The 21,428-nt window shown below is 43.7% G+C and carries 21 protein-coding genes; 5 read left to right on the top strand and 16 right to left on the bottom strand.

Going from position 1 to position 21,428, the window contains the following annotated elements; translation table 11 throughout:
* Positions 1 to 260: 260 nt before the first annotated feature.
* Positions 261 to 1,094 (bottom strand): HD domain-containing protein, encoded by an 834-nt coding sequence (locus I6E26_RS07260; RefSeq protein ID WP_268824842.1) that lies wholly within the window; start codon positions 1,092 to 1,094, stop codon positions 261 to 263.
* Between the two features lie 90 nt (positions 1,095 to 1,184).
* Complete coding sequence (locus I6E26_RS07255) at positions 1,185 to 1,802, bottom strand: flavin reductase family protein (RefSeq protein WP_235321185.1); 618 nt, start codon at positions 1,800 to 1,802, stop codon at positions 1,185 to 1,187.
* A 218-nt stretch (positions 1,803 to 2,020) separates the two neighbouring features.
* On the opposite strand from I6E26_RS07255, the gene ahpC reads away from it, so the two are divergent.
* The 4 genes from ahpC to I6E26_RS07235 all read left to right on the top strand — a co-directional run bounded on the left by ahpC (position 2,021) and on the right by I6E26_RS07235 (position 4,923).
* Positions 2,021 to 2,602 (top strand): alkyl hydroperoxide reductase subunit C, encoded by a 582-nt coding sequence (ahpC, locus tag I6E26_RS07250; RefSeq protein ID WP_235321184.1) that lies wholly within the window; start codon positions 2,021 to 2,023, stop codon positions 2,600 to 2,602.
* An 18-nt stretch (positions 2,603 to 2,620) separates the two neighbouring features.
* The gene (locus tag I6E26_RS07245) at positions 2,621 to 3,241 is read left to right on the top strand and encodes a thioredoxin family protein (RefSeq protein ID WP_235321183.1); all 621 of its coding nucleotides are present in this window, start codon (positions 2,621 to 2,623) and stop codon (positions 3,239 to 3,241) included.
* Between the two features lie 124 nt (positions 3,242 to 3,365).
* A complete protein-coding gene (gene arsD / locus I6E26_RS07240; protein WP_235321182.1) occupies positions 3,366 to 3,692 on the top strand; it encodes an arsenite efflux transporter metallochaperone ArsD in 327 nt (108 codons plus the stop codon).
* Between the two features lie 238 nt (positions 3,693 to 3,930).
* Positions 3,931 to 4,923, top strand: coding sequence for a Gfo/Idh/MocA family protein (locus I6E26_RS07235; protein WP_235321181.1), 993 nt, complete (start codon positions 3,931 to 3,933; stop codon positions 4,921 to 4,923).
* Positions 4,924 to 5,193: 270 nt separating this feature from the next.
* Here I6E26_RS07235 and I6E26_RS07230 read toward each other — a convergent pair whose 3' ends face one another.
* From I6E26_RS07230 to I6E26_RS07220, 3 genes are read right to left on the bottom strand one after another with little or no spacing between them, the layout of a single operon-like run.
* Positions 5,194 to 6,108 (bottom strand): PTS system mannose/fructose/sorbose family transporter subunit IID, encoded by a 915-nt coding sequence (locus tag I6E26_RS07230; RefSeq protein WP_235321180.1) that lies wholly within the window; start codon positions 6,106 to 6,108, stop codon positions 5,194 to 5,196.
* Between the two features lie 19 nt (positions 6,109 to 6,127).
* The gene (locus tag I6E26_RS07225; protein WP_235321179.1) at positions 6,128 to 6,931 is read right to left on the bottom strand and encodes a PTS mannose/fructose/sorbose transporter subunit IIC; all 804 of its coding nucleotides are present in this window, start codon (positions 6,929 to 6,931) and stop codon (positions 6,128 to 6,130) included.
* 47 nt (positions 6,932 to 6,978) lie between these two features.
* Positions 6,979 to 7,965: a PTS sugar transporter subunit IIB gene (locus I6E26_RS07220; RefSeq protein WP_235321178.1), complete on the bottom strand. Its 987-nt coding sequence runs from the start codon at positions 7,963 to 7,965 to the stop codon at positions 6,979 to 6,981.
* A 497-nt stretch (positions 7,966 to 8,462) separates the two neighbouring features.
* On the opposite strand from I6E26_RS07220, the gene I6E26_RS07215 reads away from it, so the two are divergent.
* Positions 8,463 to 9,425, top strand: coding sequence for a type I phosphomannose isomerase catalytic subunit (locus tag I6E26_RS07215; protein ID WP_235321177.1), 963 nt, complete (start codon positions 8,463 to 8,465; stop codon positions 9,423 to 9,425).
* Positions 9,426 to 9,507: 82 nt separating this feature from the next.
* Here the strand turns inward: I6E26_RS07215 and rpsU are convergent, their stop codons facing one another.
* The 11 genes from rpsU to I6E26_RS07160 all read right to left on the bottom strand — a co-directional run bounded on the left by rpsU (position 9,508) and on the right by I6E26_RS07160 (position 21,416).
* Entirely contained in the window at positions 9,508 to 9,690 is a 183-nt protein-coding gene (rpsU, locus tag I6E26_RS07210; RefSeq protein WP_154406975.1) for a 30S ribosomal protein S21, read from the bottom strand.
* A gap of 141 nt (positions 9,691 to 9,831) precedes the next feature.
* Entirely contained in the window at positions 9,832 to 10,176 is a 345-nt protein-coding gene (locus I6E26_RS07205; protein ID WP_235321176.1) for a histidine triad nucleotide-binding protein, read from the bottom strand.
* Between the two features lie 27 nt (positions 10,177 to 10,203).
* Positions 10,204 to 11,514, bottom strand: a complete 1,311-nt coding sequence (mtaB, locus tag I6E26_RS07200) for a tRNA (N(6)-L-threonylcarbamoyladenosine(37)-C(2))-methylthiotransferase MtaB (protein ID WP_235321175.1) — start codon at positions 11,512 to 11,514, stop codon at positions 10,204 to 10,206.
* 1 nt (position 11,515) lies between these two features.
* Complete coding sequence (locus I6E26_RS07195) at positions 11,516 to 12,346, bottom strand: RsmE family RNA methyltransferase (protein WP_235321174.1); 831 nt, start codon at positions 12,344 to 12,346, stop codon at positions 11,516 to 11,518.
* Positions 12,347 to 12,565: 219 nt separating this feature from the next.
* A complete protein-coding gene (locus I6E26_RS07190; protein ID WP_235321173.1) occupies positions 12,566 to 13,498 on the bottom strand; it encodes an Rpn family recombination-promoting nuclease/putative transposase in 933 nt (310 codons plus the stop codon).
* A 273-nt stretch (positions 13,499 to 13,771) separates the two neighbouring features.
* The gene (locus tag I6E26_RS07185; RefSeq protein ID WP_235321172.1) at positions 13,772 to 14,722 is read right to left on the bottom strand and encodes a DUF1848 domain-containing protein; all 951 of its coding nucleotides are present in this window, start codon (positions 14,720 to 14,722) and stop codon (positions 13,772 to 13,774) included.
* A 120-nt stretch (positions 14,723 to 14,842) separates the two neighbouring features.
* On the bottom strand, positions 14,843 to 17,068 hold the full coding sequence (locus tag I6E26_RS07180; RefSeq protein WP_235321171.1) for an ADP-ribosylglycohydrolase family protein: 2,226 nt from the start codon (positions 17,066 to 17,068) through the stop codon (positions 14,843 to 14,845).
* 355 nt (positions 17,069 to 17,423) lie between these two features.
* A complete protein-coding gene (locus I6E26_RS07175; protein WP_419179915.1) occupies positions 17,424 to 18,416 on the bottom strand; it encodes a helix-turn-helix transcriptional regulator in 993 nt (330 codons plus the stop codon).
* 258 nt (positions 18,417 to 18,674) lie between these two features.
* A complete protein-coding gene (wecB, locus tag I6E26_RS07170) occupies positions 18,675 to 19,838 on the bottom strand; it encodes a non-hydrolyzing UDP-N-acetylglucosamine 2-epimerase (protein WP_235321169.1) in 1,164 nt (387 codons plus the stop codon).
* A gap of 18 nt (positions 19,839 to 19,856) precedes the next feature.
* Complete coding sequence (locus I6E26_RS07165; protein ID WP_235321168.1) at positions 19,857 to 20,894, bottom strand: glycosyltransferase family 4 protein; 1,038 nt, start codon at positions 20,892 to 20,894, stop codon at positions 19,857 to 19,859.
* A gap of 63 nt (positions 20,895 to 20,957) precedes the next feature.
* A complete protein-coding gene (locus I6E26_RS07160; RefSeq protein WP_235321167.1) occupies positions 20,958 to 21,416 on the bottom strand; it encodes a deoxycytidylate deaminase in 459 nt (152 codons plus the stop codon).
* Positions 21,417 to 21,428: the final 12 nt, after the last annotated feature.

The following is a 21,428-nucleotide window of genomic DNA, read 5'->3' as shown; positions in this document are numbered from 1 at the left end:
AGGGGCATGACACTTTTGCGTCGGGAGACTCCTGCTTTTGCGCAGCAAAAGTGGCCCCGGTGGCACTCTCTACCAATACGGCCTCTGTGAATTGGCTCAGCGATAAGCGGTATTACTGCGTTAAGATAAATCCCCAGGTAGGGCCATTAAGTCGGACAGAGCAAAAGTCGTTATGACCGCAGGCTGTATATCGAAAAATTTTGACATACCGAATTATATTTACAACTCTATGGAGAGATAAACGATTCGGCAAATCAGAATTATGCAATATCTGGGGTGGCACATTTGGCACTCACATATTTCTGCAATCTCTCCACACCCTGACGCAACATCTCACTATCTGGCAGATTGGCAATAATGGCCTCAATATATCCTTTATCCCGAATTCGCTGCAAAGTCCAGGCATAATTCACATCATATACCCACATCAACCGCACCAGCTTTCTATCTTCATTGGTGCGAATCATAGTATAATCCACCTGCTCTCCTCGCACAAATTTCTCCAAGAACCCAGGAGCAAATACCCCCATCTCCCCGGTAGCATCTCCATTAGGCCCCTTCATAAATTTGCGAATAGCCGCAGACTGGCCCTCGGCATCTGGATTAGCCGTAAGATAGGGAGCCAACACCCGGAAAATATCCAGTTTATCTGCATCCCGAATGATTTTAGCAAAGAGCAAATGCCTTTTATCCGGTGCTGGAGCAATTTCCTTTTTATTATGATTCTTGATGGCAAAAAGCACCAAATCCTTTTCTTCCTGCCCCAGCAAATCATAAAAAGGCAGCTCCTGAATCACCTTTACTCCCAAGTCAGCATGATCCTCAGATTTGGCATCCACAAAGGTCTTATATAATTGCCACTGACGGAACCTGCCCACATCATGGAGTAAGCCTATCAGCTCTGCCAAATTCACATCATGAGAAGACAATTGCAAATGCAGAGCCAGTTGTCTGGCATTGGTCGTAACATAGCCAGTATGCTTTTCCTTCATCTGGATACCAAACATAATATCTTTATCCTCACAGTAAAAAGACTGCATATACTCTTCCATCCACTGGTGGCCTGCCTGCAAAACTTCCTTTATATTTTTCATAAACACCAACCTCCTAAGCTAAAATTCTAGCAGAAAAAAATGCAAAAAGACAGCCTCGCCCATCAGATGATGTGCAAGGCCATCTAAATATCACAGAACTTTCTCAAAATCAGAAGCGGGATGCTTGCAAATAGGACAGATATAATCTTCAGGAATTTCCTCCCCTTCGTACTCATAGCCGCAGATCTTGCAACGCCATACTGTTTTGCCTGAAGGTGAAGCAGATGCTTCTGGTTTTGGCTTAATATGCTGGAAATAATATGCGTAGGTCACAGATGGTTCCTCACCGAGAATTTCCATATCGGTAATCTCGCCCACGAACATAGTATGAGAACCCAAATCCTCAGTTTTGGACACCTTTACGGAGATATAGGCATTAGTATTCTCGGTTATATAGTAAACACGATTTTCGCCGCGCTTACATTCATCATAATCTGCAAACTTATCAACATCCCTGCCACTGGCAAAACCAAAACGTTTAAAGATATCAAAGGAAGCCTTTTGATTGAGAATCGATACGGTAAAAATTCCAGTTTTGACAATCATATCATGGGTATAGTTTGTCTTGTTGACACATATACTCAACTGATTAGGCGTAGATGCCGCCTGAATAGCCGTGTTGATAATACAACCATTGTCCTTCTCGCCATCCCTTGCTGTCAAGACAAAAAGACCATAGCTAAGTTTAAACATCGCCTGATTATTCATAGTAACCCCTCCTAAAATAAAATTATTTCCTTATAATAACTATTCTACACAAATATCAAAAATCCTCTTTTAGTTTTTGTAATTTTCTCATAATTTTCCCCTCAAAGCAGGATTTTAGTATTTTGTGAAGAATATATAAATATGGAAAATGTTATCAAATGATTAATTTTATTGCTTGATAATATGCAATCTAAATATATTTACTCGGAGGTATGATTATGTCACTAATAAACAAAGAAATTGCAGATTTTTCCGCACAGGCCTTTATCAAAGCTGCTGGGGCTGAGAAAGGCAAATTCAAAACCATTACCAAGGCTGATTTGCTAGACAAATGGTCAGTATTATTTTTCTATCCTGCTGATTTTACTTTTATATGTCCTACCGAATTAGAGGATTTAGCTAATCTTTATGAAAAATTTCAAAACATTGGCTGTGAAATTTACAGTGTCTCCTGTGATACTCATTTTGTCCACAAAGCATGGCATGAGAATTCCACTAAAGTAGGCAGGATTACTTATCCTATGTTGGCTGACCCTACGGCTGCTTTGGCCAGAGATCTGGATGTATATATTGAAGCCGATGGCATGGCAGAACGGGGTACATTTATCATCAACCCTAAGGGCAGGGTTGCCGCATATGAGGTAAATGCTGGCAATGTAGGACGTAATGCTGACGAGCTGCTGCGCAAGGTCGAGGCTTTGCAGTTCGTTGCAAAGCATGGAGATGAGGTCTGTCCTGCGAAATGGCAGCCAGGAGATGAAACACTGAAGCCTAGTATTGATTTGGTTGGCTTGTTGTAATGATTGCGAGGTGATTTTATGATTGGAGAAAGCTTTATCCCCCAGTCCTTCCATCCCCAGCTGGCACAGGTTTTTGCCAGATTTGAGCATCCCGTAAGGATTGTGACCCACTATGACCAAAGTGATTTAGGAAAAGATTTGCAAAAGTTTTCTTCGGAATTAGCTGCTTTAACGGATAAGATTGCAATCAGCTTGAAGGAAGCAGCGGATATTCCAGGAATGGAATTATTTTTCCATGATGGCAGAGCAGCAGGCATTATCTATCACGCATTGCCAAACGGTCAGGAGTTTAACTCCTTTATTGCAGCTCTCTACAATATCGCTGGTCCCGGCAAGGTAATTGATGTTGAAGCGGAGAAAAAGGCCAAGACTATTACCTCTAAAAAGGCTATCAAAATTATTGTTACCTTGTCCTGCCATAATTGTCCAGTGGTTGTACAGGCCATGCAGCGAATGGCTTCTCTCAATGATAATATCAGTGTAGAAATTTTTGACTATGCACATTTCGCTGACCTAAAGGATAAATACGATTTAAAAGGTGTTCCCTGCTGTATTATAAACGAGGAAGATGAACGGAAATTTATCTATGGCAAAAAGGAATTTAGTGAGCTTTTAGCAGAATTACTAGATATAAAATAATGTAAAATAAATTTTATTAAAAGATAATTATTTTCATTGACATTTTATTTTAAATTAAGTATAATAAGATTAGGGTGAGTCGTCAATTAGACGTTTATATGTTATCTGAAAGGGGTTGTTATTTATGAAAAAGTTGGAAATCTTTGAGCCAGAACTTTGTGCAGCTGATGGTATGTGTGGTTTGAGTGCAGATCAGGAAATCGTTCGTATTGATAAGGTTGTCAAGGTTTTGCAGACTAACCTGTATGACATTAATAGATATGTTCAGCCAGATGATCGTCAGAAGTTCATGGAGAATGAAAAGGTTGTTAATTTCGTAAGAGAAAAAGGTGCTAATGCACTTCCTTTGATTTTGCTGGACGGAGAAATTGTCATGGAGGGCAAGTACCCTACTAACGATGAGATTGCCAAATATTTGAATGTACCAAATATGGCAGAACTTATGAAATAAGACTCTTAGAGCGACTGTATAATATTCATATTCCCTGCATACTGATTAACCTAGCTTTCTAGGCAATCAAAGTATGCAGGGATTTTTTATGCAAAGATAAAATTCCTCTCCTATCCAAAATTTTTTCAGATTTCTATGCTATCATGGTATTGAATAATTTTGTCTATGTTCAGAATAAGGCAACATTTTTCTTGAATAATGAAGGGAAAATACTCTCCCATTGCAAAGGATGATAGATATGAAACTAGGCATTGTTGGCTCCGGTGGCATTGTCAAGGATGTGTTAATAGCTCTAAAACCTATTAATACCATAGAGATACAGGCTATCTGGGTACGCCCCCACAGTGAGGCCAAGGGGCAGACCTTGGCACAGGAGAATAATATTCCCCAAGTCTATACTGATTATGAAGCCTTTCTTGGACAGGCCGATATAGACACAGCATATATTGCCCTGGTAAACAGTGCTCATTATGAGTACGCCAAAAAGGCCTTGCTGGCTGGACATAATGTTATTGTAGAAAAGCCCTTTGGCTCTAATCTTAGAGAGGTGCAGGAGCTGGTTCACCTGGCCAAGGAAAAGAACCTGTTTCTCTGGGAGGCTGTTTCCCTGCTTCATATGCCAAATTTCCACAAACTGCAGGAGCTGCTGCCAAAGCTTGGCCAGATCCGCATGGTACAGGCCAATTACTCCCAGTATTCCAGCCGCTATGACAAATATTTAGAAGGTACAGTGCTGCCAGCTTTTGATCCCCAGCTTTCTGGCGGAGCTTTGTACGATATAAATATTTATAATCTGAATTTGATTATTGGCCTCTTTGGTGCCCCTAATAACCTTATTTATCAGGCTCGCAAGGGCTTTAACGGCATTGATACCTCCGGTGTAGTGCTAATGAGCTATCCTGAATTTCAGGCTCTGGCCATTGGGGCCAAGGACTCTGACAGTCCCAGCACCTGTCTTATTCAAGGAGAAAAGGGCTGGCTAAAGGTAGAAACCGCTCCCAATCAGCTAGAGAAAATTGCTTGTCAAATCCGTGGCGAGGACAACATTCAAGAATATGCCCTAAACCAATATCCTCACCGCCTTAGTCACGAATTTGCAGCTTTTGCTGCCATGCTGGCTAACAAGGATTTTGCCGGCAGGGATTTATATCTAAATATTTCTCTACAGGTGGCAGAGGCCGCGGAAAAATCCCGCAAACAGGCTGATATCAGCTTCCTAGCTGACCAGTAAACCCACTAACTACGAGATGAAAATACCAAAAAGACTCAATCCCAGCTAGGTAAAATCGCCTCTGGCTACGCCATTTCCGAAGGTATGCGGGTACAGATTCGCGCTCTGTCCCAGGCGGAGCAAAATGCCCAGAGTAGTACAATTTTTGCTTGTCAATTACTCATATTCTTCCATTCTATTACACCCGAAAAGGGCCTGCTCCCAAAATGGAGTAGGCCCTTTATTTATTCAGGTTTTAGTGAGATTGAATTTATCCGCTAATGCTGTAGATTAGAGGAGACCAATGAGATGGCCTACAATACCTACGGCAAACAGAGCGATGATGATAATGATTGGGGATACGCCCTTCTTCAGCAACCACATGCACAGGAGAGTCAGCAGCAGTGGAGTCAAACCTGGAATCAAAGCATCCAAGTTATTCTGCAAGGTAGTAACCTTGATTGGCTCCAAGGACATACCGGAAGCAACCTGCTGGAAGGCCATCTTGATGCCTTCGCCCCCTGCAGGCAGCTGATCCCACTCAATATATGCACCCTTGGAAAGCTGAATGCTGGAAACCACAGGCGCAAATTTTATGCTAACCCACCGTTGAACCAGAGCACCCAGGACAAACATACCCAAGATAGAAGCACCGCGGGTAATATTCTCCAAGAGCTTGCCAGACATATTCTCGGTAATCCGGCCACCAACTTTGTAACCGAACTCCTGAGTGTACCACAGGAAGCCCAGACGAATTACATTCCACAGAAGGAAGAACAAAATAGGGCCAAGCATATTGCCGTCCATAGCAATAGATGCACACATTGCACCCAGAATAGGACGGAGAGTGAACCAGAATACAGGGTCACCAATACCAGCCAGAGGGCCCATCATACCAACCTTAACACCCTGAATAGCAGCATCATCTACAGGAGCACCATTAGCTCTCTCCTGCTCCAAGGCCAGGTTTACACCGATAATAGGGGCAGCCACATATGGATGAGTGTTAAAGAACTCCATATGACGCTTCAATGCAGCAATCTGCTCAGTCTTTTCCTTGTACAGCTTCTTGATAGCTGGAATCATCAAAAAGGCATAACCGCCGTTCTGCATACGCTCATAGTTCCAGGATGCCTGTAAAAACTGGGAACGCAGGCAAACCTTCAAACGATCAGACTTACTTAAAGTATTCTTATTATCTGCCATGTCAATCACCACTTTCTAATCAATAATCATCCAAAATATCACCTATAGGATCGTTGGAACCGCCGTTACCGCCGTTTCCACCGCCACCGCCGTTGTTCAGCAGGTGGAGATAGATGAATACAATAGCCATGGCAATAGCGCCAAGGGAAATAAGGGTGATTTCAGTCAAAGCAGCTACGCAGAAGCCCAGGATAAGGAATGCCCAAGTTTCTTTGTTAGCAATCATATTGATAACCATGGCATAACCTACAGCAACAACCATGCCGCCGCCGATGGCCATACCAGTGGTGAGCCAATCAGGAATGGACTGCAGACCTGCCTGTACAACATCAGCAGGAACAAAGCACAAAGCTACAGATGGGATGGCAATACGCAAGCCCTGCATAATTACTGCAGCAACCTGCCAGAACTCCATAGCACCAAAGTTGCCCTTCTCAGCTGCACCATCCATCAAATGTACGATAGGTACAGAAAGAGTACGAACAATCATGGTGGTGAACAAACCAGCAACTGCCAGAGGAATTGCAATACCAATAGCAGTAGGTACACCGGCAACACCCTGGCCGCCTTGTACCAAAATGATAGCAGATGCTACAGAAGCAAAGGCAGCATCAGGTGCTACAGCAGCGCCAATGTTAGCCCAGCCCAGAGCAATCATCTGCAAAGTACCACCCAGAATAATACATGGAACCGGGTCACCAGCTACAATACCAACCAGTGTGCAGGCCAGTATTGGCTGATGGAATTCAAACTGATCAAGTACGCTCTCCATACCAGCCAGGAGCGCTACTATTATAATACCAATTATGGTAAAAGTACCCATAATATAACCTCCAAATCAATATTTAGATAAACCTTTATAAGTAAATATTATTTCAGCTCAGCTTCTGCCTTCTGCAGGAGAGCATCAAGGTTATCCTGGCCATCAGCTGGAACTTTACGCACATCAAACTTGATGCCCAGCTGCTTCAGCTCCTTAAAGGTAGCTACATCTTCCTTGCCCATGGAAATAACCTTGTTTACCAGCACCTTGCCCACGGAATGAGCCATGGAACCGATATTCAGAGTCTTAATATTGACACCGCCCTTGATAACGGTCAGAGCATCCTCTGGATTCTCAAAAAGAAGCATTGCCTTGGTAGCACCAAAACGGGGATCCTTCTCCACCTCAATAAGCTTCTTCAAAGGAATTACATGCGCCTTTACCCCTGGAGGAGCCGCCTTGGTAATCAAACCCTTGCGCAGTTCATCCTTGGATACAGCGTCAGATACAACGATAATACGATCTGGCTTAACGCTCTTGGTCCAAGCAGTTGCTACCTGGCCATGAAGCAGACGGGAATCTACGCGAGCCAGTACATATTTGATATGACCGTCTCCCAGAACAGTTCCCGGTGGAATTGCCCCTGTAGGTGCAGCAGCAGTAGCAGCAGCCTGTACAGGTGCTGGCTCCAGAGACTCAGGCATTACGCTAACAGCCTCTCTGGATGGAGCAATAATGTTCTTGGCAATTTCGTGAGCTGGCATATTCTCGTCACCCATGCGCTCACCCAAAGCACCAATCAACATTGGCAGGCTCAGGCCTGTTACAATTGCCCATTTGTCCTCATGCCCTTTCAGTACGGCACTGGACTGATTGAAAGGAGTGCCTCCCAGTAAATCTACCAGGAATAAAACCTCCTCCTTGTTGGAAAGAGTGTTTACAGCAGCTTCCAGCTTGGCACGGAAGCTATCTGGGCCGTCCTCTGGCAACAGTGTTACTGCCACCAGATCCTCCTGTGGCCCAAAAACCATGCCGGCGGACTGCTTTACACCCTCTGCCAGCCCACCATGGCTGGCCAAAATTATCCCTGTCATATTTGTCCTCCCCCTCTGACAGAAAATACTACGATATTCCCATTCTTTAGCCTGATATCTAAGCTGATACCGTTGTAAAAAATAAGAATCAATTGCAGTTGTTTTCACAACCTTGACTCATTATAGCACAGTTTTCATATTTCATAAACATTTATTATGAGAAATTTACCATTTTCTATATTTGGCATTTGTTCATTTGTATTAATTTTACTTAACCATGCATATACAGTCAATTTATTTCGTTTAAATAATGACATTTTTTCAAAAACAATGCTTATTCTTCTGCTTATTTGGCCATTTGATAATTCTTATCAAATTTATTTGCAAACATCTCTGTGCTCGTAAACATCAATGTATTTCAAATTGTTTCTGCAACAACGCAAAGCTTCTTACATATTTTAATTCTTGCTTTGACAAAAAGTTATATTTTTTCTATAATAAAACTATACTTTTGTTGATATTAACCCGCAAGAAATCATAAAGAAAGGATGTATTTTATGCTTTATCCATTACTTATGCAGGCTCCAGTCAAGGACTATATTTGGGGTGGCACCCGTCTAAGAGAAAAATATAACAAGGTATCTACCGCTGACAAGCTGGCTGAAAGCTGGGAGCTTTCCTGTCATCCTGCCGGGCCTAGTGTTATTGCCAATGGCCCAGCCAAAGGCGAAACTCTGGAGCAATATCTGGAGAACAAGGGCATGGCATTGTTGGGTACCAAAGGCAAGGACTGCAAGAATTTTCCTATTATGATTAAGCTCATTGATGCCAAGGATAATCTGTCCGTACAGGTGCATCCAGATGACGCCTATGCCCTGAAAAACGAAGGGGAGCTGGGCAAAACCGAAATGTGGTATGTTATTGATGCCGAACCTGGTGCTGAGCTGCTCTATGGCGTAGAAAAAGAAATCACCCGTCAGGAACTGGCTGACAGCTTGAAGAATGGCACTATTACCGAAATCTGTCATCATGCACCAGTAAAAAAAGGCGATGTTTTCTTTATTCCAGCCGGCACCATTCACGCCATCGGCAAGGGCATCCTGCTGGCAGAGGTACAGGAAAATTCCAACACCACCTATCGCCTTTACGACTATGGCCGTGTAGGCAATGACGGCAAACCTCGTCAGCTCCATGTACAGCAAGGCACTGAGGTGTGCAGTCTGAAGCCTCTGCCACTGGTGGATAAGCGTCAGCAGGCAGCACTTTCCTCTGATTGCACCGCAGAGCTGTTGGTCAGCTGTGAATATTTCAACACCTACAGCATTGAACTATCTGGCGCCAACCATCTCAAAGCAGATACCGAAAGCTTCCACACCTTCACTGTATTAGAGGGAAATCTGGTGCTGACTTACCAGGGAGAAAAGCTTCCTATGGAAGCCGGCCAAAGCGTATTCCTGCCAGCCAATATGGGAGAGTACGCCATTGAAGGCCAAGCTCACCTTATCTTTACCACACTTTAATAATTTTCCCAAAAACGTATACAGCAAAAAACCACAGCTACGAATAACTGTGGTTTTATTATGCTTAGTTATGAGTCGTGTCTTATGCACGGAACTTGCGCTTGCGGGCTGCCTCAGACTTCTTCTTACGGCGTACACTTGGCTTCTCATAGTGCTCGCGCTTTCTAACCTCTGCCAAAGTACCAGCCTTCTGGCTCATACGCTTGAATCTACGCAGTGCGCTATCAATGGTCTCGTTCTTACCAACCTTAATCTCGTTTGCCATCTATTTTTCCCCCCCTCCAATTGACTTGGGAGTGTATTTTACAACTACACCTTAATAGTATAACAAAATATCCTATATAATGTCAAATCATATAGTAATATTTTTGCTAAGCATTCTCAATAGCCTATGACCTTGTCTACATCAGCCTGGAGGCCACTGCATGGAACGACCGCCCAGCACATGGAAATGCAAATGCTTTACGGTCTGACCGCCCTCGTCGCCAGTATTGGCCACCACACGGAAGCCCTTATCCAGCTTGTTTTCCTTGGCAATCTGAGGAATAACCTCACAGAGAATATGACCTGCCAACTCCTTGTCAGCAGCAGTCAGAGCACCAACACTCTCCACATGCTTTTTAGGAATTACTAAAGCGTGAAAAGGTGCCTGTGGCTCCAAATCCTTAAAGGCCAATACCTGCTCATCCTCATATACTACTGTAGAAGGAATCTCCTTGGCTGCAATCTTGCAAAAAATACAATCTGCCATCTTTGTACACCTCCCCGCTTTTATCAATCAAATTTGAACTGCACTAACTATTTTACCATAAACCCCGTCTTTGTACAATCTTTGCAGGGAAACATGATAAATTTCTCCTAATTCCACCTTGTCATCAGTATATACCCTGATATAGGTATCCGTCAGCCCATTGGACTGGCCCTCATGGCAGGTTTCAAATAATACCTGCTGGGTTGTACCCAAATACTCGCTACAGAAAGCCTCAGACATTTCCTCCCCCAGCTTTTGCAAGCGATGAACCCTATCCTTTTTCACCGGATCTGGCACCTGATTAGGCATAGAGGCCGCTGGAGTACCAGTACGAGGAGAATATGGGAATACATGCATCCTTGCAAAACGCAGACTGCGGATGTACGCCAGACTTTCAGCAAACATTTCCTCTGTTTCCCCAGGAAAACCAACTATTATATCTGTAGAAACAGCTACTCCCGGCACAGCCTGCCTTACCTGTGCCAACAACTGAGCAAATTCCTCTCTATTATAATGACGGTTCATTTTTTCCAACACATAATCAGAGCCTGCCTGCAAAGGCAAATGAAGATGATGACTAAACCGGGGATGCTCCCGCAAAAGCTCCAAAAGCTCTGGAGATAGCTCGATGGATTCCAAGGAGCCAACCCGCAATCTTCGCAGACCGGGCAAGTCCAGCACAGCTCTAGCTGCATCAGCCAAATCCGTACCATCCTTGAAATCCCGTCCATAGGCCCCCAAATGAATACCGGTAAAAACTATTTCCTTGAAACCATTAGCCAGCAGCTTCTCCGCCTCCCGACGAATACTATCCAAAGGTCTTGAACGCAAAGGTCCTCTGGTATAAGGAATAATACAATAGCTGCAGAAATTATTACAGCCCTCCTGAATCTTTAGAAAGGCTCTAGTGCGGGTAGGCATATCCAAAATAGGAATATCCTCAAACTCCCGCACCTTCATAATATCTGTTACACCATCAATAATCCTGCCATTGCCTGCTATGGCTTGCTCTACATATTCCACAATGCGGGAACGATTGGCGGTGCCCAACACCACTCTAACTCCCTCAATGGCCTTGATTTGCTCCGGAGCAATCTGAGCATAGCAGCCAGTAACAGCAATAATAGCCTCAGGATTCTGCCGCTGTACCCTGCGAATCAACTGGCGGGATTTTTTATCCCCTAGGCTGGTAACAGAGCAGGTGTTGATAACATAAATATCTGCCTTTGCTTCATGAGGAAGAATCTCATAGCCTGCTTCCTTGAACAAGCCCTCCATAACCTCGGTTTCAAACTGATTGACCTTGCAGCCCAAAGTAACAAATGCTACACTAGACAAATTATCTTCCTCCTAAATCTCCGTTTTCGTACTGTATAATAGCCGCAGCGGCAATAGCTGCTGTTTCTGCCCGCAAAATCCGAGTTCCCAGACTAACTGAGGCAATGCCCAGCTCCTGTGCCAAATGAGCCTCTGCCAAAGAAAAGCCGCCCTCTGGCCCTACAATAAAAATAAAAGACTCCTCAGACCTGTGAGCCTGCAAGAACTCCTTGATACCCTGCTGTTCTTCATTTTCATAGCACATGCATAGGCAAATTTTCTTTTCTGACTTCTGAGCCTCATTTGCCATCTCTGTCAGCCATTGCTTCAAGTTCTGAATAGGCTCCACCACCGGCAGAATGGTACGGCCGCACTGTTTCCCTGCCTCATTGGCGATTTTTTGCCACCGTTCCTGACGAGCCTTGGACTTTTTGGCATCATATTTTACTACGCAATTCTCACTAACCAGAGGTACAATTCTATTAACCCCCAGCTCCGTAGCCTTCTGGGTAATCAGCTCCAGCTTATCCCCCTTGGGAAGGCACTGAGCCAATACCAGCTCTATAGGAGATTCTGTCCACTCCTCCAGCCTTTCCACCAGGGACAGCTCCACCACAGCCCCATTGGCGCCATGAAGCTGAGCTTCAGCCAATTGAACCTTGCCCAGTCCGCCATCTTCTGCGCCCCCAGTACCAAAACCAGTAATTTCGTATTCTCCCACCTGGCCCACATCATCAGCCACCACAATATGGTCCCCTAGCTTGGCCCGCATAACCCGGCTCAGATGAAAGCCATCACTGCCATCTATAACCAATTTATCTGCCAATTTGGCCTTGATAAAAATTCTACGCATACACTCTATCCTCAAATCTAACTAGCAAATTACTATCTGATTATTTTAACATTTTCCCAGGAGATAGACAATACCAGCCCATAGCATATGCCTAATGGATAGGAAATTTGTCCACAGTAAATTTTTGAATTATTATATATGATGTTATAATATATACACATAAAAAACTCGTTCTCAAGGCTATCCGCCTCAGAGAACGAGTTAATATTTATGTTTACTTTACAGGACTGCTGTTTTTTTGCCTATGGCAATTACCTGCTCAACAGTAATTTTAGCCACCTTGGCTATCACATCTACACTAATATTTTCTTTCAACATATTCTGAATCATCTCTGTCCTATTCTTCATGATTCCACGAGCTTCTCCACGAGCTTCTCCGCGGGCTTCCCCACGGGCTTCTACTCTATCCAATACCTCACACATACTGACTCCCTCCATTTCCATATCTTTACTTTCCATACACTCTACATAACGTTTATCATTAGTCAACACAGATATAAGCTTGAGCATACTGTCTACGTGCTGAATTCTCTTAGAACTTGGCACATATTCTTTTCCGTTAGTAATCTGAACAAAATAGTCAGCAATTATTTGAAAATCACCTTTGTAATTCTCCACCTGCTCAGTTGTCAACCTTGGAACATCTACCAAGTTAATTTTATAGTCATTAACAAATGGTTTTAATTTATCTGGTATATCCAATACATCATATAAGCACAATGGCTTTTTCCATGGTCTTTTACCAAAATATAAAATCAATGTTACAACAGGATATCGCCTATTACGAATATGAGAAGTCTGATTACCATCACCATTTAATGCAATTTTATCTTGATTTAGCTCATCACGATAAGATGCCCCATCATAGCCAATAACTCTTAGTGGCATATCTGGATCAATAGCAATCCGATTCTCAAAACCAATCAACGCAAGACGAATATTGCAGTTCATATCCATGCAATACTTAGCAACATCTCGCTCCTGCTCATGAACTATTCCTTTATCAGCCTTGTATTGTGAAAATGGCTGTGCATCAATAAGACTTTCAGCTTTGATAGTCTCTTCCCCATTGAATAGGCTACCATTCACAATATCTGCTACAACATCATTGTATGCTTCAAAATTTTTCTGTGTAATATCCTTTTCGCCCATACCCCTACCCCCAATAATAATTATACTCTATAAGCATAATGGAAACAACCTGTGAGAACATGCTTTTACATCAACAAAGTATTGTAAATCTTACTTTGATGAAGATGTTGACTCCATCCTATAAGCAGATTATAACATGTATTTATTATAGGTTCAAAGTTATTATCATAATTATTTTATATTTTTGCGCCATATATATTAATAAATTAATATATATGGCGCAAAATCATTTACGATATTACTACGAAAAAATCTACCAAAAGCTTATTTAGACTAGAACAAACTTAATTGTTCTTGATTCAAGACTTTCCCCCGCAGCGATTTCATTTTTCTTTCTGTTATTTTATCTGTTGAAGATAATTCCCCTATTAGTAATGGTGATTCTGGATTATGTTGCGCCCTAAAGGTTGCAACACTTTTGGCATTGAAATTGGCATAACAATACTTACAGCCATGACTACAAGTATTGTATTGTCCTATATCTATACTCTCCACACAGCCACATTCCTGTCGTTGATTTTTATCTTTACCAGCCAAAATTTCATAACCAGTAAGTCTGCCTATCAACTCCGAATCAATACAACAATTATGCTCAATACCATAGGCAGACAAATCCACCTTTTCTGCACAGGTACGCAACTTCAAATCATATTTACTAGCAATATCTGCAAAACCTGCGGCTATTTTTTTCATATCCTCATCACAGCAGGGACGAATCCCTGCTGCTGACGTATTTCTGCCAATCTTTGGATACATATCTAAAAAACTAAATACACATGATTCTACATAGGACGACATCTTCTCTGCCAGCATTGAAAATGCTTCCAGATGCCATTCTACAGAATATTTATCTGTAAGCAATATAGGGTCGTAACGCCATATTACCCTCTTAGCACCAATTTTCTTTGATAGTCGTTGAAACGTTAACACTCTCTGAGCCATATCCGGTACATTTTCCTCAATATCCCTCTCATAACCATTGAGTGTATATTGAAAATAAAATTCATATTTCTGAGCAAGATTATCCAAATATTTCAACATAGGCAAGGGATTTTTTGTCCAAAAAACCAGACAATCCACCAATTCAGGGGACAAACTTATTTTGCTAATCTGATGATAGTTCATGGGATTGCGAACCATGAGATAACCATCCTGTAACCGCTTCATAAACCATTCACTATAAAAAGCAGGTATATCCGTCCTTCTACTTACACTAATAATCATACCACCTCTCCCCTCCTACAATTAATATAAGAAAAGCGCAAAATCCATCTTTGTCAAACATACTTGTATTTTTTTTAGCTGCCTTATCTTTGCCCGTCATAGAGATTCCTCCTCCTCGCATTACATACCTTTTCTCCGCAAATACCCACGCACATCGAACTCCTGAAATTCATGAGTAAGCGGCATATAAAGCGGGTGACGAGGGTTGCCGTCCTTGGTCAAATTGCCGTAACTGTACCACTCGACATATTCGCCAATCACGTCATATACACGGGCAAGCGCACCATATAAAAACTTTTTGCCGGGCATATCAATCATATTTCCCCATGCACACCATATCGCGCAAACTCGAAACTCGTTCATCACAGCCTCTACAGCCCTTGGATTGTTTTCACTCCACACGGCTTTCTCTTCCATCTCCTCGGGATGGGGAGTCCTCTGTGGGTGAAGATTCATCATAATCCAACCGTCAAATCCCTTATTCTTCGCAATTCTGCGTACATTCCTGATGGTGGGGTCATCATCCCCCGGCTTTGCCGTGCTAGGGTTTACGCCCAATACGAGAATATTGCGCTCTCCGGGCTTCCCAAGCACATACCGTTCATTATCGTTGCCCAAATAAATCCATCCGGCAGGAATCCCCTCACGGTCATGATGATAATCGCTCATTTTACGTAGGGCATCGGTATCAATCTTCATAGGCTCAAACATCGTATCTTCCTCCTCCAATAAATCTCTTATTGTCATATAAGCATTATCAGGACTCCAAGTCAAATAGTCGGTGTGTCCCGTGCGCATTTTATACGCATCTATCACTTCGGCATGAGCAAAGACCCAGGCTCCCATTTCGTAGTAGTTCCATTCCCATTCGCCAAGTTTATCGTTTTGATCGTTGCTCTCGTTAAATTTCTTGAGTGCAGGAAATACTCGGCAGATTTTTTCCACCTGCTTGTTATCGCCGGAAATATCATAACGGTATATTTTACCGTTGCGATGATATAGTTCGCAGTAGTTGGTATAGGCATCATAGGCGCACATGAAGCAAAATCTGACCCCAGAGATGAATTTTTGCGACAAGTCCTTGGGCGAAAGTGGAATATCATCCGGCATAGGGATATACATTCCCTTTGTATGACAGATTTCCGCTTCATTCTTTGCCAAAATCGACTTTGCCATGTCGCGATTCAGATAGAATGTCTTGTCATAGTTGATGTCAATACCCGATTCCGCATCAGTTGCCTTAGCGATGAAGGAGAGTAAATCGTAAATTTTCACTTCCGTGGTGTAAGTAGCTTTGTCATCTTCTTCGTCCAGTCCCATGAAAAGTTCCCTGTCCGAAGTATAGGCTTCGATGCTTATTTCGCCATCATAATCGCCCTTTGCGACACATTCATCAAATCCTCGTACTTCGCTTGGCGGAAGAAGGAAATAACCGTTGTCTTTCATGCGCATATAAATCGCATTAAGCACCGCTGTTTCATTTTCCGGGGAACTTTCCCGATGATAGCGAAGAAGCGCAGCTTCGATGATGGGTTCGCCCTGTACTGCCTTGCCTCTTGCACGGTCAAAGCGTTTTATGACATCTTTCATTTTATTCGGTATGCGATTTAGGCACTCTTCTTCCAGCGTCGGAGTAAGCCCGTAATACGCCTCGGCAATACTTCCGGCTATGCAAGCGATGGTATCTGCATCGCCGCCGATGGACACGGCTTTTCGCACGGTATCTTCAAAATCTGTACTTTCCAAGAAAGCGATAATAGCCTCCGGCACCGAACCTTGGCAAGTCACATCCATGTGGCAGGCAGGGCGAATTTCCCTCAAGTTGCGAGAGAGGTTATAGCCAAACTCGCCCTCGATGTACTTTTTGATAGCCGCTTTGGGTTCTCCCGTCCGAGCAAGATAGATAGCACTTGCCACCGATTCTGCTCCCTTGATACCCTCGGCGTGATTGTGAGTAACATCTGCCGTCCATCGGGCAATTTCTCTCGTGCGCTCTATAGAATCGTAAAGCCACCCCACAGCAGCTACCCGCATGGCCGAGCCGTTGCCGAAACTGCCGTATGGCGTAGGCTCGTTCTCTTTGAGCCACTCACGGAATTTTCCTCCGTACCCTGCTTTAGGATATTTCCTGCCCCAATGCTGCATAGAGGAGGTCACTGCAGCGCAGATTTTGTCCTCCGTAGCGTCTTTTCCCGCATAAAGCAGGGCATCTGCCACAGCAATAGTCATCACCGTATCATCGGTGAAACGAGATTTTTCAATGAACAATGGAAACGCCTTGATTTTCGCTCCCCGGTCAAACTCGTAAGGCGAGCCGATGATGTCGCCTAAAATCGCTCCGTACATGATGATTGCTCCCTTCGCGAATATCAATATCCTTTTGCAGTCAAATAATCAGACACTGAGAAATTTTCCAACTTTCCGTATGATTTGTCATATTGTGCGCTACGCGGATGTTTTGGATTATTCTTATGCGTAAGTTTGTCATAATAATACCACGTGCATTTGTTCCCTATGGTTTTATAAATTACTTTGACAGCATTGCGTGTCGTGATTTGCTTTTCACCCGGCATCTACATACCAGGATTTACGCCAACAACGATGATGTTCTTCTTTTTCGCCTCTCCTAATCAATAGCGAACATTTTCCCTGTCACCTGAAAAAAGCCAAATGCTCGGAATCATGTCTATTACCCCCTTAATCAATCGGTATATTTTTTAGCCATATCTAAAATAGCAACCTTGACGGTCTCACGCAAACTTTGCGGCTCTTTGATTTCTATGTGCCCTCCATATTGGAGTGCCCAATATTTCATCGCTCGTTCATTGCATTTGAGTGTCACCAACATCTTGTTTTCAGATTCTTCCTTGATGCGGATATCCCTTCCAAACCAGTCAATCAGTTCGTCCATCAAGTCTGTATCTGCTATAAATTTCACCGTCACGCTGTCTCCGCTGTACATATAGATATGCTCTGCCATGTGCTTGGGAAGGCTCCAACCTTTGGAAAACTCCCGGACTTCTTTTTTCGACTTTACCGGCTCGGAAAGCATGGTGATGGATGTGATGCGGTCAATGCGGTAGTGTGATAGGTCATCATATTTGTCGTAATTGCCGATAAGATAGTAACTCCCGTTGTTGGCTACCATCTGGTAGGGATTCACAATGTACGGCTCGTTCCGCCTTGGGTGTAGTTTGAAGTCCGTGCCATAGCGATTGTAGATGAAGCTGACTTTCCGCTTTTCCTCGATGGCATCATTCAGCACATCCAAAGCCAGCATGACTTGCTTGTTGTCCGAGTGGAAAAGTTCTGGCAAATTTGATACATGGGACACCTTGGCGTGAAAATAGCGGTTGCCGAAACCTTTTAGCTTTTCGATAAGCCGTTTTGCTTGCGTTCCTGATAGGTTTTTGGAGAAGAGAACGCTGTCAATCAACATCCGAAGCTCCGCATCATCGAAATCACGCTCTGCCAGATAGCATCCCCGCTCCGTGGCAATCTCGTAGCCCATATCTTTGAGGGAGCGGATATTGTTGCGAATGGAGCGGCGGTCGCACTCTGCGCCGTAGTTCAGCTTGAGCAGGTCGATGATTTCCTGCTGAGTCAAACGGTGCTCGGCATCCGTATACTCCTTCAGTACCTCCAATATCAGCATATTGAGCATCTTCTTGTTGTCCCCGGCGTACACATTCATTGGCATACCTCCCCTGAGTTACTCGCTATGCCTCTTTTCATCTTGCAAAATCATTATAGCATAAGTGATGGGTAAAAATTTACCCATAGTAAGAATTCCTCAAAAAAATTTCCAATGCCGTTCAAAAATGGGCGATTTCATGTGAACTTTGACTGAAACATGCGAAGATACAAAAGTTTTCTATGAACCCTTTATCTAAAATATACAACAAAAAGTACCTGCACATTTTCTATACAGGTACTTCCAATATTATCTATTTTATTTTGCCTTGAATGGCTCTGGTTTTTCTTCAGACAGTCCATAATGATAGAGGATTGCCTGGATGATTCTCTGGGAGGCTTTGCCATCGCCATATGGATTGCAGGCCTCAGACATACGACTGTATTCCTGCTGATTGGTGAGAAGCTCCTTGGCCTCTTTGTACACTACATCCTTATCTGTGCCAATAAGCTTCACAGTGCCGGCTTCTACGGCCTCTGGACGCTCTGTAGTGTCTCTCAGTACCAGTACAGGCTTACCCAATGCTGGAGCTTCCTCCTGTACGCCACCGGAATCGGTGAGAATCAAATGAGAGCGATGCATCAGGTTGGCAAATGGCTCATAGTCCAGTGGGTCCACCAGATGTACCTTAGCCAATCCACCCAGCTCCTGATTAACTACCTCACGAACCTTTGGATTCTTGTGTACAGGGAAAACAATCTCCACATCCTCAAACTCCTCAATCAGATGACGGAGAGCCTGATATACATGGCGCATTGGTTCACCCAGATTCTCGCGGCGGTGAGTGGTAACTAATATAATTCTCTTGTTCTTGAAGTCAATCCCCTGCAGCACCTGGTCCTCAAACTGGAAATCTTCATTAACAGTCTTGTGGAGGGCATCAATAACAGTGTTGCCGGTAACAAAAATCTTTTCCCCATCTACAGCCTCAGACAGCAGATTGTGCTGAGAAGTCTCAGTCGGTGCAAAATGCAAATCTGCAATGGAGCCTGTCAGCTTGCGGTTCATTTCCTCTGGGAAAGGTGAATATTTATTGTAGGTTCTCAGGCCTGCCTCTACATGGCCTACGGAAGTCTGATGATAGTAGGAGGCCAATGCCCCAGCAAAGGTAGTGGTGGTATCACCATGTACCAGAACAATATCTGGCTTTTCCTCCTGCAATACCTTATCCAAGCCCATCATGGCACGACTGGTAATATCAAACAAGGTCTGACCTGCTGCCATAATGTCCAAATCGTGATCTGGCTTGATGTCAAACAGGTTCAGTACCTGATCCAGCATCTCTCTATGCTGAGCAGTTACTGTTACTACCGGTACAATCTTGTCAGGATGCTTTGCTAGCTCCAGCACTACAGGCGCCATCTTGATTGCCTCAGGACGGGTGCCAAATACAGTCATGACCTTAATCTTTTTAGCCATCATAAACCCCTCTCTACAGAATTAATTCGTCTTAAGCCGGAAGATGCCCAGCTTTCTTGCTCCCAAAAATACCACTAGCAGTACACATACCACAATCACAATGGACATACCACCTGAAACCTCATTGAGAGCTACCGCACTCAGTCCCAGCAAGGCACTGATTACATACATTAACAATACTGCCTGTCTCTGACTAAAGCCCAAATCCAACAAACGATGGTGAAGATGTCCCTTGTCTGGCTTGAAGATAGGCACACCGCCTCTATAACGGCGGATAATGGCAAAGGTTGTATCCATAATAGGCAAGCCCAAGGCTAGAATAGGAACAATCAGGGCAATGGTAGCAGTGCACTTAACCGCACCAATAACAGAAATTCCCGCCAATATAAAGCCTAAGAACATACTGCCTGTATCACCCATAAAAATCTTGGCTGGATTAAAATTGTAGCGCAGGAAGCCCAGAGCCGCACCAGCCAAGGCTGCCGTAAACAGGGCCACAATCATAACATCCTCCTGGAGAGCCACCAGCATAATGGTAATGGAGGCAATAGTGGACACACCAGCAGCCAGACCATCCAAGCCATCAATAAGGTTTACGGTGTTGGTTAGGCCTACAATCCAGAAAACTGTTGCTGGCGCAGCCAGATATTCCAGATATAGATAATCTCCAAAAGGATCTGTAATTACATCAATGCGCACATCAAAATAAACTACCACACAGGCTGCCAGAATCTGTCCCAACAGCTTTACCTTAGCTGGCAGATTTTTGTAATCATCAATCAAGCCAATAATTACAATCAAGGTACCTCCCAGCAATAAGCCGATAACGCCGTTGGCTACCTCCTGAGTCAGCTCTGCAAAATTTAACATGGCCAGAATTGCAGCCATAAAGCCACAATAGATTGCCAAACCGCCGATTCGAGGCATAGGCCCCTTATGAACCTTACGAGCATCCGGGGCATCCATGGCACCGGTTTTAGCTGCCAGCACAATTACTGCAGGAGTAGCAATCAGGGCTACAAACAGTGCTATCAAAAATGCCCAAATATAATTTGGCATGAACATTCACCCACTTTCTCAAACACCAATTTTACCCCAGCTGGCTATAACTGTCAATAAAAATCACCGAATCTCCTCCGGAGTAGTTTCCACTACTGAGCCATCTGTTTCCAGATAAATAACTTTCTTCAACATTGCATTCCGCAACATACGACGACACAGAAGGCAGGGCTTGCCTGAAGCCAGTGTGCCATCAGCATTGTAGCCTACAATATAGGCTGTTGCTCCTTGCATTTTATTGGGATCTGCATTGATAATAGCATTCTGCTCTGCATGAACAGCTACACATAATTCATAATTCTGTCCCTTGGGCACATGGAGTCTTTCCCGCTCACACATACCTGTATCAATGCAATTGTCCTCCCCTCTAGGGGCGCCATTGTAACCTGTGCTTATAATAATCTTGTCCTTGACAATAATAGCTCCATAGCGACGGCGCAAACAGGTGGAACGCCGACCTACAGCCTTGGCAATATCCAGAAAATATTCATTCCATTCAGGCCGCTTTTGTGGCTCTGCCATAAAATAACCCCC

The organism is Anaerovibrio lipolyticus (genome assembly GCF_021531495.1).
In the GTDB taxonomy this organism is placed as follows: domain Bacteria; phylum Bacillota; class Negativicutes; order Selenomonadales; family Selenomonadaceae; genus Anaerovibrio.
The sequence above is the reverse complement of the archived record's forward strand: the minus strand, read 5'-3'. Positions and strand labels throughout refer to the sequence as shown.